General features: G+C 55.1%; 14 protein-coding genes. 6 read left to right on the top strand and 8 right to left on the bottom strand.

The genetic code is table 11. From position 1 onward, the window contains the following. Nucleotides 1–152 precede the first annotated feature (152 nt). On the top strand, nt 153–1,388 hold the full coding sequence (locus ACZ5EH_RS04420) for an inorganic phosphate transporter (protein ID WP_464276927.1): 1,236 nt from the start codon (nt 153–155) through the stop codon (nt 1,386–1,388). Nucleotides 1,389–1,533: 145 nt separating this feature from the next. Then, entirely contained in the window at nt 1,534–1,800 is a 267-nt protein-coding gene (locus ACZ5EH_RS04415) for a hypothetical protein (protein WP_464276926.1), read from the top strand. A gap of 90 nt (nt 1,801–1,890) precedes the next feature. Here the strand turns inward: ACZ5EH_RS04415 and ACZ5EH_RS04410 are convergent, their stop codons facing one another. Further along, nucleotides 1,891–2,106 (bottom strand): hypothetical protein, encoded by a 216-nt coding sequence (locus ACZ5EH_RS04410; protein ID WP_464276925.1) that lies wholly within the window; start codon nt 2,104–2,106, stop codon nt 1,891–1,893. A gap of 119 nt (nt 2,107–2,225) precedes the next feature. Beyond that, nucleotides 2,226–2,738 carry a hypothetical protein gene (locus ACZ5EH_RS04405; RefSeq protein WP_464276924.1) on the bottom strand — a complete coding sequence of 171 codons (513 nt, stop codon included), beginning with the start codon at nt 2,736–2,738 and terminating at the stop codon, nt 2,226–2,228. A gap of 452 nt (nt 2,739–3,190) precedes the next feature. Between ACZ5EH_RS04405 and ACZ5EH_RS04400 the strand changes: the two genes are divergently transcribed. Genes ACZ5EH_RS04400 through mutY form a run of 4 tightly spaced genes read left to right on the top strand, consistent with a single transcriptional unit; the run spans nt 3,191 to nt 7,479 of the window. Continuing rightward, nucleotides 3,191–4,477 (top strand): Y-family DNA polymerase, encoded by a 1,287-nt coding sequence (locus ACZ5EH_RS04400; protein WP_464276923.1) that lies wholly within the window; start codon nt 3,191–3,193, stop codon nt 4,475–4,477. Between the two features lie 32 nt (nt 4,478–4,509). Then, nucleotides 4,510–5,394: a rhodanese-like domain-containing protein gene (locus ACZ5EH_RS04395; RefSeq protein WP_464276922.1), complete on the top strand. Its 885-nt coding sequence runs from the start codon at nt 4,510–4,512 to the stop codon at nt 5,392–5,394. Further along, the gene (locus tag ACZ5EH_RS04390; RefSeq protein WP_464276921.1) at nt 5,391–6,332 is read left to right on the top strand and encodes a DUF362 domain-containing protein; all 942 of its coding nucleotides are present in this window, start codon (nt 5,391–5,393) and stop codon (nt 6,330–6,332) included. Before ACZ5EH_RS04395 ends, ACZ5EH_RS04390 begins: the two co-directional genes overlap by 4 nt. Before the next feature lie 7 nt (nt 6,333–6,339). Beyond that, nucleotides 6,340–7,479: an A/G-specific adenine glycosylase gene (gene mutY, locus ACZ5EH_RS04385; protein ID WP_464276920.1), complete on the top strand. Its 1,140-nt coding sequence runs from the start codon at nt 6,340–6,342 to the stop codon at nt 7,477–7,479. 3 nt (nt 7,480–7,482) lie between these two features. Here the strand turns inward: mutY and ACZ5EH_RS04380 are convergent, their stop codons facing one another. The 6 genes from ACZ5EH_RS04380 to ACZ5EH_RS04355 form a co-directional block, all read right to left on the bottom strand. Next, nucleotides 7,483–8,382 (bottom strand): restriction endonuclease, encoded by a 900-nt coding sequence (locus ACZ5EH_RS04380; RefSeq protein WP_464276919.1) that lies wholly within the window; start codon nt 8,380–8,382, stop codon nt 7,483–7,485. A 254-nt stretch (nt 8,383–8,636) separates the two neighbouring features. Next, nucleotides 8,637–8,873 carry a thioredoxin family protein gene (locus ACZ5EH_RS04375; RefSeq protein WP_464276918.1) on the bottom strand — a complete coding sequence of 79 codons (237 nt, stop codon included), beginning with the start codon at nt 8,871–8,873 and terminating at the stop codon, nt 8,637–8,639. Nucleotides 8,874–8,902: 29 nt separating this feature from the next. Then, the gene (locus ACZ5EH_RS04370; protein ID WP_464276917.1) at nt 8,903–10,015 is read right to left on the bottom strand and encodes a permease; all 1,113 of its coding nucleotides are present in this window, start codon (nt 10,013–10,015) and stop codon (nt 8,903–8,905) included. 210 nt (nt 10,016–10,225) lie between these two features. Continuing rightward, nucleotides 10,226–10,732 carry a hypothetical protein gene (locus tag ACZ5EH_RS04365; protein ID WP_464276916.1) on the bottom strand — a complete coding sequence of 169 codons (507 nt, stop codon included), beginning with the start codon at nt 10,730–10,732 and terminating at the stop codon, nt 10,226–10,228. A gap of 26 nt (nt 10,733–10,758) precedes the next feature. Next, a complete protein-coding gene (gene leuB, locus ACZ5EH_RS04360; RefSeq protein WP_464276915.1) occupies nt 10,759–11,838 on the bottom strand; it encodes a 3-isopropylmalate dehydrogenase in 1,080 nt (359 codons plus the stop codon). A 140-nt stretch (nt 11,839–11,978) separates the two neighbouring features. After that, nucleotides 11,979–12,854: a damage-control phosphatase ARMT1 family protein gene (locus ACZ5EH_RS04355; protein WP_464276914.1), complete on the bottom strand. Its 876-nt coding sequence runs from the start codon at nt 12,852–12,854 to the stop codon at nt 11,979–11,981. Nucleotides 12,855–12,883 lie beyond the last annotated feature (29 nt).

Below are 12,883 nucleotides of genomic sequence, written 5' to 3'. Positions count from 1 at the left end.
CTCAGGCCAGGGCGGGGGTTTTTCATTTTATATGGATCGCAACGTGGAGGGCGCACTAAACCTGACAAGTAATCCTTACGCGTACGCCTCAGGCTCGTAACACCAAGGCTGCTAGAGAAAAGAACCCACAAATCTACAGCCAGGATAATGTTATGGGTTTCTTTGATGTCTTCTTCTATCTCTCCATTGTGGGCGGTTTTCTCATGGCCTTCTCTTTGGGCGCAAACGATGCGGCAAACTCCATGGCTTCTGCAGTGGGGGCAAAGGCCATCACCGTCGCCCAGGCCATCTGTATCGCAGGAGCAATGAACTTTATTGGCGCAGTCTTTTTGGGCGAGCATGTCGTCTCCACCATCAGCACGGGCATTCTTGGCAATGGAGTTGCGGCTGATCCCAAAATTCTGACCATTGCCATGTTCTCCACACTGCTTACTTCAGGATGCTGGGTGCTGCTCTCCACGCTGACTGGCTTTCCGGTTTCAAGCACCCACGCTATCATTGGCGGTCTCATGGGCATCGGGCTTGTTATCGGTGGCGCAGACGCCGTGCAATGGTCCACATTGATCAACATTTTCCTATCTTGGATTTTGAGCCCAATTCTTGGCGGCATCGTCGCTCTGGTCGTTTATAAACTCATCTGGTCCACACTGATTCAAAAAACGGCGGACAAAAAAGCCATTCTCAGGTGGTGTCCTGTCTGGATGGGACTTGTTGCGGGCATAATCGCCACCTTTGTGGTCTTTGAGACGACAGCCAGCAAGTATTTCGCCAATAACTGGATATACATCGTCCTGACAATTCTTTTCGCCATGCTCTACCTTTGGGAAATGGGCAAAGGGCTTATCAAGGAATATCTGGAAACTCTGGAAAGCTGTAACCATGCTGTGGAAGGTATTTTTAAACGTTTGCAGGTGTTTACTTCTGCGTATGTTTCCCTTGCCCATGGCGCGAATGATGTGGCCAACGCGTTTGGCCCGGTAATCGCCATCTATCTGATTGCCAAGCATCACCATCTGCCTGCCTCGGCCCCAGTTCCCACGTTTCTATTAGTATTAGGGGGCGTTGGCATTGCAGTAGGCATAGCCGCATTGGGAAAGCGGGTCATCCTGACCGTTGGTGAGAAGATCACCAAGCTGAACAATACGCGCGGTTTTTCCGTGGATTTCTCCATAGCGACAACCGTCCTGGCCTGCTCACATCTGGGATTGCCGGTATCCTCCACTACGGTCGCCGTCGGTGCGGTAACAGGCGTTGGCATAGTGCAGGGAAAGAAAAATGTGAATTACCTCGTGCTTGGAAAGATAGTGCTGATGTGGGTGATAACAGTCCCCGTAGCGGGCGTGACAGGGGCGCTGTTCTTCTGGATTCTAGAGAAAATAATATTGTAAAAGACGTTGGCGCAGTATGAGTACCAAAATAACAGACGTTTAAGAGTTGAATCTCGGATAGGTAAAAGTATGCCGCATACCGGAATGTACTACTTCGGCGTTGCGTCAATCTTTCTGGGAAGGCACTGCAGCATCAGGAGATAGTATGGCCGATGATATCCTGCCCATAAAACTGGAAGGAACAATTCTGGAGAAACTGTCTGCCTTGAGCCAGAAGCTTGGGTGGAATCAGCATCTTATCGTTGCCAAGGCCATTGAGCTTATGTGGCAGGAAGAAGAAAACGGAGGCTATGAAGGAAGGGCGGAAAACACCCTGAATGGCGATCCGGATAGGGTCCGTGAGCTTGAAGACAAGATTGCAAAGCTTGAATCTATCCTCAAAAAGCACGGCGTGGAAATAGATTCAGACTAGGCGCAAGCGCCAGGACCGCCAGACAGAGCAGCATACGGCAGTGGGGCAACGCCGGATTGCAGGCGAATATGGCAATGGCGGATACGCCCTTTAATATACGTACTTTTCTTCGTCCTTGCTTTCCACGTAGTTCAGCAGATCATCCATGAAGATGTCGTAGCGCTCGTTGCGCAGCACAGCGTGAAAGGCGCGCACAAAGCTGCGTTTGGCAAATTGTTTGTCCTTGATGAAGCCAAGTTCAGCCAGTTCATGCACGTGCTTGTGCACCAGTTCCTTGATTTCCTTGTCGCTCATGGGCTCGGACATGTCCTGCTCCTTTGTCTGCGTTTTTTCAGTATGATAACGGTCTGCTGTACAGAAAAAGGCGAGGGAGAAGCCATCGTCCAAATGGTTTCCCCCTCGTAGTGTCTGTATGCAAAAAAGCCTTATTCGAAATGGACTTCCCGGATGGCAAGACCATTGATGCCGCCAAACTGCATGGTGTCGGTAGCAGGGTCGAGGTATTTCACCTGAATCCAGCTGTCGTTGGCAAGGGCGTCGCCAATGGATTGCTCGACCTGGCCTTTCAGGCTTTGCCCGTCTTTCATGATAACGACGATGTCGTTCAAAGCCATTTTCCCCGGTACCTTGCTCAATTGTTCATAATTGAGCTGCAGCTTGATGGTGCTGATGTCGCGTACGGGGGTTTGCTTGGCAATACCATCTTGCGACCACATCAGATAGCCAGGTTTGCGGGTGTTTTTTTCATAACGTACCTCGCGGTAGGCTACGAAAGGTGTCATGGTCGTTTCGCCATCGGCCCTGGCATGGATCACATAGCCGGGCAGGTCAATCCAGAGCAGGTCCTTGTAGCCGCCCAATCCGAATGCGCTGTAAGCGCCGACCAGAAGCAAACAGGTCGTGAGCAGAAGCGCGCGTCGAAGAGTGGTCAATCGCATCCCGAGCCTCCCGTGACGTTGGAATCAGATTCTGAAAAAAGACATTCTTTTCAGAGTATACAACAGGGGCAGTCAAAAAGGAAGCCGCGGGGCGCAGATGAAGCGGCTTCGCGGCTCCTGGCAGGGCACTGCAACGTTGCATCCATTTTTATAAAAAATAATTAATAATATTGGTTAGTTATGTGTCGTGCGCCGCGATGGGATCGTATTTTTGGCACGGCATGGTCAAAGACGTTGGATATGGCGAGGTTGCAAGCCGTCTTGCGGGCATGCCCTCCATGGGATATGTTGTGTAAAGCGGTATGTTGCGAACATCTCGCTTCTTTTGTGGCATCCCACCGAGGTTTTGCCCGCGCTGTGGCCGTTCTTTTTCCTGCGAACGACAAAATGTTACCCATTTGCCCCTTGGATAGAATTCTGGAACCTGCCGGCTTTTGCCGCAAGGAGATTTTGTGAGCGTTTTTGCCCTGGCCGATTGCAACAATTTTTACGTTTCCTGCGAGCGGGTCTTTAATCCGGTATTGCAGGGCAACCCCGTTGTCGTGCTCTCCAACAATGACGGGTGCGTTATTGCACGCTCCAATGAGGCCAAGGCCCTGGGCATCGCCATGGGCGAACCTGCCTTCAAACGCGAGGCCTGGTTCAAGAAACAAGGTGTGGCTGTCTACTCCTCCAACTACGCGCTTTACGGCGACATGTCGGCCCGCGTCATGCGCACCCTGTCGCGCTACACGCCGGAAATCGAGATATATTCCATTGACGAAGCGTTTCTCGAACTTTCGGGTATGCAGCCGCTGGCGATGTCTTTGGATGCCTACGCCCGCGAAATGCGCGGCATTGTGAAGCAGTGGACCGGGGTGCCGATTTCCATAGGCATCGCCCCAACAAAGACATTGGCGAAGATCGCCAACCGTCTGGCCAAAAAGTCTCCGGAATCTTGCGGCGTGCTGGACCTGTGCGAACGTATGGAAGACAGCGCCTACATGGATGCCTTGCTCGAAAATATCGCGACCAGTGACGTGTGGGGTGTTGGACGTCGGTACGCCAAAATGCTGGCGGGCCTCGGCGTGCACAATGCCCGACAGTTGCGGGATATGCCGGACCATGCCGTACGGCAACGCATGACCGTGGGCGGACTGCACACGGTTTTGGAACTCAGGGGGCGCTCTTGCATTCCTTTGGAAGAGGCGCCGCCACCCAAAAAAGCAATCGTCAGTTCACGGTCCTTCGGGCGCCCTGTGCGTTCTCTGGTGGAAATGCGCGAGGCAGTGTCCGCCTACGTTTCCCGCGCTTGCGAGAAGCTTAGAAACCAGCAGGGGGTGGCCTCGCACCTTACGGTCTTCATTATGACAAACCCCCATAAAAAAGGGCCGCAGCATTCCGAATCCTTTACCGCCAGAATGCAGGTGCCGGGCGACCACACTCCGGACTGGATCGCCCTGGCGCAGCAGTGCCTGGAGCGCATCTACAAGCCGGGATTTGTGTACAAGAAGGCCGGGATCATGCTTACCGGCATTGAGAACAGGAACGGCCGCCAGTTGAGTTTGCTGGAGGACCCCCCGCAGCAACAGGGGCGCCGCCAGGCCTTGATGCAGACCCTGGACCGCGTCAATCAAAAATGGGGGCGCAGTACGCTGCAATATGCCGCAGCCGGCCTGGGCCGCCCCTGGACCATGCGCCAATTGCGCAAATCGGCGCGGTTCACCACCAGTTGGCACGAATTGCCGGTTGTACGCTGACGCCGAAAGCTGCAAGAAACGAGGAGACTGCCATGAGTGATAACCACGGCTATGAAAATCTCGACGCCAAAGGCCTGGAGAAAATGCTGGCCAGCAAAGGGCTGGATGCATTCTCCCTGGTGGATGTGCGCCAGCCCGAGGAATACAAGGGCGGGCATATTCCCGGCGCCAGACTGCTTCCCCTGGGGGACGTGGAGGGGGAACTGGAGAGGCTTGAGCCGGAAAACGGCAAGGACGTTGTCTTTTATTGCGCAGGCGGCAAGCGCTCGGCCATGGCTGCCCGACTTGCCGTAAACAGCGGACGCTTCACGGGGCGCATTTTTTCTCTGGATGGCGGTTTTGGCGGCTGGCAGGGGATGGCCCTGCCGGATTTCCCCAATGTGGCCCTTTTTTCCGAAGCGGATTCCCTGCAGGACAAGCTATTGCGCGCCATGGAGCAGGAAAAGGGCGCCATGCGCCTGTACCAGAGCGTGCTGGAAGCAGCCACAGGCAAGATAATCTGCTCGCTGATGCACGAACTGGCCAGCTTTGAAGAAGGGCACGCCCGCGTTGTGTATACTCACCTGAAGCGCGCCTGGCAGAAGGACACGCCTTTGGATGATTTCGAGACCCTCTTTGACTCGCTGCGGGGGGACGTCCTCGAAGGCGGGCGCAGCCTCGATGATCTGGACCCATGGATAGAGGACGCCAGAAGCGGATCCTGTATCAACCTTGCCGAACTTGCGATGGAGTTGGAAATGAGCGCCCTGGACCTGTACGAGAACCTCGCCCTGCAACAGGATGATCCTGAGGCCCGAAAGGTATTTGAATCCCTGGCAAACCAGGAATTGGGGCATGCGCGTCTGCTCATGAAACATCTGGATGATTTCATGCAGCCCTTGGACGCATCTGAAACGGGCGGGGCAACATCGGCGTGAATGGTTCTTCTCTTGCCGTGGCCATGGCCCTTTGCCAGGGGTATGAAGCCGCGTCAGTACACGACGCGGTTTTTTCCTGCCTGGAGGCGGCAGATATTACAGTCGGGCGGGGCAGCCGGGTGCTGGTCAAGCCCAACCTGCTCAAGGCCACGTCCGACGGACTCCCATGTACCCACCCCGCAATTGTGCGCGCCGCGTGCCTGTGGCTATTGGAGCAGGGCGCGCTCCCTTTTGTAGCCGATTCTCCTGGATTCGGCTCCGGCGTTTCCGTTGCCCGTCGTATCGGCCTGGTGCAAGCCCTGACCGATCTGGACGTGCCTGTCATGGACTTGAACAGGCCCGTGCGCCGTTCGTTGCCTTTCGGTCATACTGTTGGCATCTCCCGTCTGGCATTGGAGGCCGATATGATCGTGAACGTCGCCAAGCTCAAAGCCCATTGTCAGATGCGAGTGACAGGCGCGGTGAAGAATCTGTTCGGCTGCGTAACGGGCACGCGTAAGGCCGTGGCGCATACCATGCACGGAGATGTGGATGGCCCTAAAGGGCCTCGGTTTGAAAGTCTGATTGTGGAATTGGCAGAGATACTGCCCCCTACAGTGGCGCTGATGGACGGCGTGACGGCCATGCATGTGCAGGGGCCTTCTGGTGGTGAGCCCTTTACTCTTGGGATGTTGGCTGCTGCAGCTTCTTCCGTAGCCCTGGATACCGCCGTGTACACCCTTTTGGGGGTGGAGCCCGCCGCCGTGCCCCTTTGGAGCGAGGTCCGCCGCCGAAGCCTGCCAGGGGCGTATGCCAAAGACCTGACCTTTCCGCTGCTTGCCCCGCAGGATTTCAATGCAACGGGCTTTATTCTGCCGCAGCGCTTGCAGCCTATGACGTTTCATCCCGGCCGACTTTGCATCAGCGCCATGCGTCGCGCCTGGGCGCGTATCAAATGAGGAGCATATGTCTGAAGATGCATTTATGAAGTTGCCATCCCCGGAATATACGGGGGAGTTGCAAAGCCGCTTGCTTGCTTGGTTCGAGAAGAACAAGCGCCCCTTGCCCTGGCGTGAAACGTACGCCCCTTATGCGGTTTGGATTTCGGAAATCATGTTGCAGCAGACCCAGATGGAGCGGGGGGTGGATTATTTCAAACGCTGGATGCTGCGCTTTCCGGATATGGCGGCGCTGGCAACCGCTTCCGAAGAGGAAGTGCTGAAACTTTGGGAAGGCCTGGGCTACTACTCCCGCGCACGCAACCTGCACAAGGCCGCCCAAATGCTGCACGAGCAGGGCGCGCCCTTGCCTGATACCGTGGACGGGCTGCGCGCCCTGCCCGGTGTGGGGCCGTATACGGCTGCGGCCATTGCCAGTCTGGCCTTCAACCGCGATGAACCTGTCATAGACGCCAACGTTGAGCGCGTATTTGCGCGTATTTTTGATCTTGATGCACCAGTGAAGGAAAAAGCCACCCGGGCTTATATCGAGCGGGCAGCGCGGGCGCTTTTGCCTTCTGGCAAGGCGCGCGACTTCAATCAGGCGCTTATGGAGTTCGGTGCTTTGGTCTGTAGCAAGCGCCCCCGTTGTGCTGGGTGCGTGCTGTCGGACATGTGCGAAAGCCATCACCTGGGCATTGCGAATGAACGCCCGGTGCCGGCAGCGGCCAAAGCCATCATTCCGCTGGAGGTCGCCACAGGATTTCTTGCGCATAACGGTCGTGTGCTTATACAGAAACGGCTTTTAGTGGGCGCCTGGCCTGGGCTTTGGGAATTACCGGGGGGGCGCATTGAACCTGGAGAAACGCCCGAGCAGGCTATTGTTCGGGAATATATGGAAGAAACCGGACTTGCTGTGCGCATCCAGGGCAAACTGGGGGTGGTGCGCCATGGCTATACCACCTATCGGGTGGCGCTGCACTGCTTTGCCTTGCGACTGGAAGGGTATTCAGGAGATGCGCCTCCGGAGGCAGCGCTTCTGGCCGCCACGGAAAACTGCTGGGCTCTGCGGCACGAACTGGCCCGCTATGCCTTTCCTGCCGGCCATCGCAAGCTGCTGGACCGCCTTGAGGCCGAGCCCATGCTTATGGAACTGGCGTTGGGGTGAGGATTATTCAATAAAATAATCCGAATCTAGCTTTTTTATCGTGTAGGTTTGGGATATTGAAACTCCGATATTACACTCGATCATCAATTCTGTTAGCTTCTTACCGTCAATTAAGACGAGACGGGAGTCAATTGATTGAGCATATTCCACAGCATCTTTTGTGAAGCCTGAGGTGGTAATGAAAATGCCCTTTTTGGCTCTCTTTCCTAATAAGGCGCCTGAAAATTTTTGGATTTCAGGCCTACCCACAACGCACTCCCACCGTTTGGCCTGTACATAAATCACATCCAGCCCAAGCCTATCTTCATTTATTATACCGTCAATACCTCCGTCTGCACCCTGCTGGGTCAGAGTACCTGCTTCTTTACGTGAACCGCCGTAACCCATCTCCAGAAGCAGATCTATAACCAGTTGTTCAAAGAACCGTGGAGAGCAGGATTTTATTTGCTCCAATAAACTGAGGCGCAGGTCTTGCGCAATTTTTTCGTGGCCGAGTTCAATGAGCTCTTCTGGAGTTTGATTTTCATTGTTCGTCTCTGGTGAGGTCGATGGGATGGCTTTACCTTCCCTGAAAGCCTGGAATTCAGGGTATCTAAGTAGGTATGTGATAGTGAGCTTATCAGGGGCGTTTTCCAATTCCTCAATGCCTCTAGGAGTAATGGCATAGAGCCCCCTGCCTGGTGATTGTATAAGGCCGGCTTTTTTTAAATGTGATTTTGCCCAAGCCACTCTATTCACATATATTCTTTGTTTTCCGCTAGGAAGCAATTCCGCTTTTTCTTGTTCAGTAAGCCTGAAATATTGCTCCATAGCTTCTAGAATTTCTTGATTGGAATGTTCTTTATTATCGCCTAAATATTGAAGCAATGGGAGCATGAGCGATTGAAAATCTGGAATAGGCATAATTAGTATCCTTGTTTAACTAACGAAACCCGCATGAAAGATTAAGTATTGCTGCTCACAAGGAAAAGAGCAAGCTGCTGGACCGCCTTGAGGCCGAGCCCATGCTTATGGAACTGGCGTTGGGGTGAGCTTGCTCCCGGGAAGGGAATTTTTTTTGACACAGCAGGTCATTGCTACTGTCAGGCTGTTCAGGAGTGGGGAAGAGGTTTCTTCCCCACAACAGGCAGAAAGCGCCATCGTATGTAAGCCAAGGCTCAGCCTTGCAGCCATTCCAGAATTTCTTTTTTTGAGGGCACCCGCCCTACAGCCAGAACTTTGCCGTCCAGCGCCAGGGCAGGGGTGCTGAACACGCCCATGGCCGCGATATCCTTGAACTCAGTGATTTTGACCACTTCGCCCTCTGTTCCGGATTCCTGCAGAGCTGCTTTAGCCAATGACTCAAGTTCGTTGCACTTTTTGCAGCCGGGACCCATTACTTGCAACGTTTTCATGGTGTTATTCCTCTCAAGTGTTTGATGCGCTAAATAACGGCGTTGAACATATACCCCACCAGCAGGATGCCGCTTGCGACAACGGCTATGAATACGGCTATCAATCGTGGTTTGAGCACCTTGCGCAGAATGACCATCTCAGGGAAAGACAGCGCGATGACGCTCATCATGAAGGCCAGCGCGGTGCCAAGGGCTGCGCCTTTGGCGAGAAGCGCGTCTACAATTGGAATGACGCCGGCCGCATTGGTATACATGGGGATGCCGATTATCACGGAAAGGGGCACGCTCCACCATGCGCCTTCTCCCATTATGCCAGCCAGGTAGCCTTCAGGCACATAGCCATGGATGCCGGCGCCCACTGCGATGCCGATGACGACGTACAGCCAGACCTTGCCCACGATGTCTTTTACTGCATCAAGACCGAAACGGAGACGGGCGCTCCAGTCCATGGCGGGTTCGATGGCGGCTTCGCCCGCACGTATGGTGCGTACCCATTCCTCCACGTGGTTTTCCAAGCCAAGGCGTTTGCGCCCCAGCACCCAGCCGGCCACAATGGCCACGGCAACACCGGTGGCAAAGTAGAGCGCGGCCACCTTCCACCCCAGCAGGCCATACAACATGACCAGGGCGATTTCATTCACCATGGGGGCGGAGATGAGAAAAGAAAAGGTCACGCCAAGGGGGATGCCGGCCGTCATGAATCCAATGAAAAGAGGGACTGCGGAACAGGAGCAAAATGGCGTGACCACGCCCAATAATGCGGCCAGCACATTGCCCATTGATTCACGCTTGCCGGCCAGCATGCGGCGGGTCCACTCCACTGTGACGAAAGAACGGAGCACGCCAACACCAAAAACTACCAATACAAGCAACATCAAGACCTTGGGCGTATCGTAGACAAAAAACTGCACCGCCTGCCCCAGATGGCTGTCAGGCGACAGGCCGATGGCAGTAAAACTTAACCATTCGGAAAAGGGCAGCAGGCTTTTGTACACCAGATACCAGAGGCCAAGCGCCACTATGCCAATGCCTATGGTGCGCAGCCACCAGACACGCCTGCTGCCTTGTGTAGCCGCTTTGTTCTGCTGCGACGGGGTCTGCATGCAGTCGCATTGCCCGTCAATGGGTGTAAGGGGCTTCATGGAAGGCCTCCTTGTTTTGCAATGAAAATTTGCGTGTATTTTTCTATTTGGCAAAAAAGCCAAATACGCTTTAAGGGAAGTATGCAATGCGTTCGGGATTGTCAAGGTCCTTACGGGAAGAAGGGGCGAAGCACCCCAACTGACTTAGAAAAAAGAAAACCCGGAAACGCTAAGACGTTTCCGGGCTGTATAGTCGGTTATCGGCTACCGTCAGTTTCTGGATATTTCCAGGACCGGGCCCTGCTCACCTTGGCGTGCGGTAACGAAAATGCGGTCGCACATGCCATCGTCAATGGCAACGCCTTCTGCGCCATGGGCCGTCAGGCCAAAGTTCTCGGCAAACGCAGCGTCCACGGGGAACGCCTCCAGAGATACATCCTGGCCGCAAAGGGCGTTTTGGCCGTTCCCTTCTACAGGGAAGGTCGCCATTATGTAGGCCGGGCCATCAGCTGTCGCATAGGTCACTGTCAGATTAAAGGTCGGCCCGGTGTCTGGATTGTCCAGGTCCACCCAGCCAAGAACATACTCTTTGCCAGGGCCGGACAGCATATTTGCTTGCAGGGCGACCTGCTTGCTGTGCTGCAATGCAAACTTCCAATCTGTCCAAAGGGCGGCAAAGGCATCGTCTTGAGTAACGTCTTTTTCTGCAGCAGCCTGACTCACAGGCAATGCCAGGGCCAACACGAGGGCAAAGGCAAGCAAAGCAGTACGCAACATATCCTTACTCCTGTGGTGCCTGCTGGTTAGATGCGCTCGGCAACCAGGTCGCCCATTTTCTGGCAACCAACCAGGGTTTTGCCCGGAGTCAGTATATCCCCGGTGCGATACCCCTCTTCGAGCACTTTGCTCACTGCCTTTTCAATGGTCGATGCTTCATCGTTCATGGAAAAGGAGTGGCGCAGCATCATGGCGACGGAAAGGATGGTCGCCAGTGGGTTGGCTTTGTCCTGCCCTGCAATGTCCGGTGCGGAACCATGAATCGGCTCATACAGGCCGGGGCGGTCGTCGCCAAGGGAGGCCGAAGGCAGCATGCCGATGGAACCCGTGATGACGCTGGCCTCATCAGAAAGGATGTCCCCAAAGAGGTTGGACGTCACGATAACGTCGAACTGAGACGGGTCACGCACAAGCTGCATGGCGGCGTTGTCCACGTACATGTGGGAAAGTTCCACATCCGGGTATTGCTTGGCGGTTTCTTCCACCACCTGGCGCCACAGTTGCGAAACGTCCAGCACGTTGGCCTTGTCTACGGAGCACAGCTTGCCTTTGCGCTTTTGGGCGGCTTCAAAGGCCACACGGGCGATGCGCCGGATTTCGCTTTCGGAATAAACCATGGTGTTCAGAGCGAAACGTTCGTCACCACGGGTTTCAAAGCCGCGGGGCTCACCAAAGTAGATGCCTCCCGTCAGCTCGCGCACCACCATGATGTCGATGCCGCGCTCCACAATGTCCGGCCGCAGGAAGCAGGCGTGGGACAACTGCGGAAACAAAAACGCAGGGCGCAGGTTGGCAAACAGCCGAAGCGCCTTGCGGATGCCGAGCAGTCCTTTTTCGGGGCGGATGGAAGGGTCGATCTTGTCCCATTTCGGGCCACCGACAGCGCCCAGCAGTACGGCGTCGGCATCGCGACATTTGTCTATGGTTTCCTCAGGCAGGGGGACGCCGGTTTCGTCGATGGCGCGTCCTCCAATGAGGGCCTCGGCAAAGAAAAATTCATGTTCGAATTTTGCGGCGACACGCTCCAGGGCCTTCATGGCCTGGGGCACGATTTCAGGGCCAATGCCGTCGCCTGGCAACAGGCACAGGCTGATACGCGTTCCCATGATCCTCTCTCGTATGCGGTTTAAAAGGTTGTGTCGATGCAGGCGGTGTTCCGCCTTGTACCTTGTTTGTGCACTGTTCCTGCCAACTTTGCAAGCCCATGAACGCTTGATGGCAGCGGCATGCAAGGCCTGCTGGCTGGTTAACGCTGTATGAAGACAGAGCTTCCCGATGGCAGGTCAAGTTTGCGGCAAACCACGGAACATTTGGCCTTGAAAGCAAAGAAGATACCGGGCCAATTACCCTCCAGGGCTTCGAAATTGCCCTGCCCCTTGCTCAATATCACATCGGCCGCGCGCATTTCATCCAGAAATTCTGGTGTGCAGCGGGAAAGAACCGTGCCTGGCGCATCAGAGCCGGAAGTGATCAACCGGCAGAGGCTATCCATGCCGAAAAGCCTGGCGTCTTCCTCTGTCGCGTCATTCAGAATTGGGCGGCCACGGACTGCATAAGTCACCCTGCACTCCCTGGCGGTCAACTGGCGCACCAGCAAAGTGTCCAGTCCGATTTCGCCTGCATTGTCGCCCAGAATCAGAACTTCCGCTCCGGGAGAGCACGCCGCCAGAAAGTCATCGAAGGCAGCGCCTCTGAGGGCGGGATCAGCATCGCGCTCCGAGCCCTTTTCGGAGGAGAGCGCCTGCTCCCAATCGAAGACTTCTGCCACGCCAGAGTCGATGAAGTTGCCGATGATACTGACGGCAAGGGCTGCCCGGAACGGGTCAGGATGATCAGCCACCATTTTTTCCAGAAGGGGCAACAAAGCGACTACCTTGGCGTTGGCGTCGCGCTTTTCTTCCAGATAAGGATCTTCGCACCCTGTTATGCCCGCGGCAATGTCATACATTTCCCTGGCCAAAGCAGGGGGCGGTCCCGCAAAATCTTCGTCGGTCAGTTCGCCCAACCTGCGGGCAAAAGCCTGCACTACGCGGCGTTGTATGTGTGGATCAGAAGTGACTTTTCTGGATGCCCGCAAGCCCTGGTGCATGAAGCAGGCAATGCAGGCGACGTCCATGTGCATGGTTTCTCCTCGTCGCTAGGTTCCTAATG

This window comes from Desulfovibrio biadhensis, from assembly GCF_055388615.1.
The sequence above is the reverse complement of the archived record's forward strand: the minus strand, read 5'-3'. Positions and strand labels throughout refer to the sequence as shown.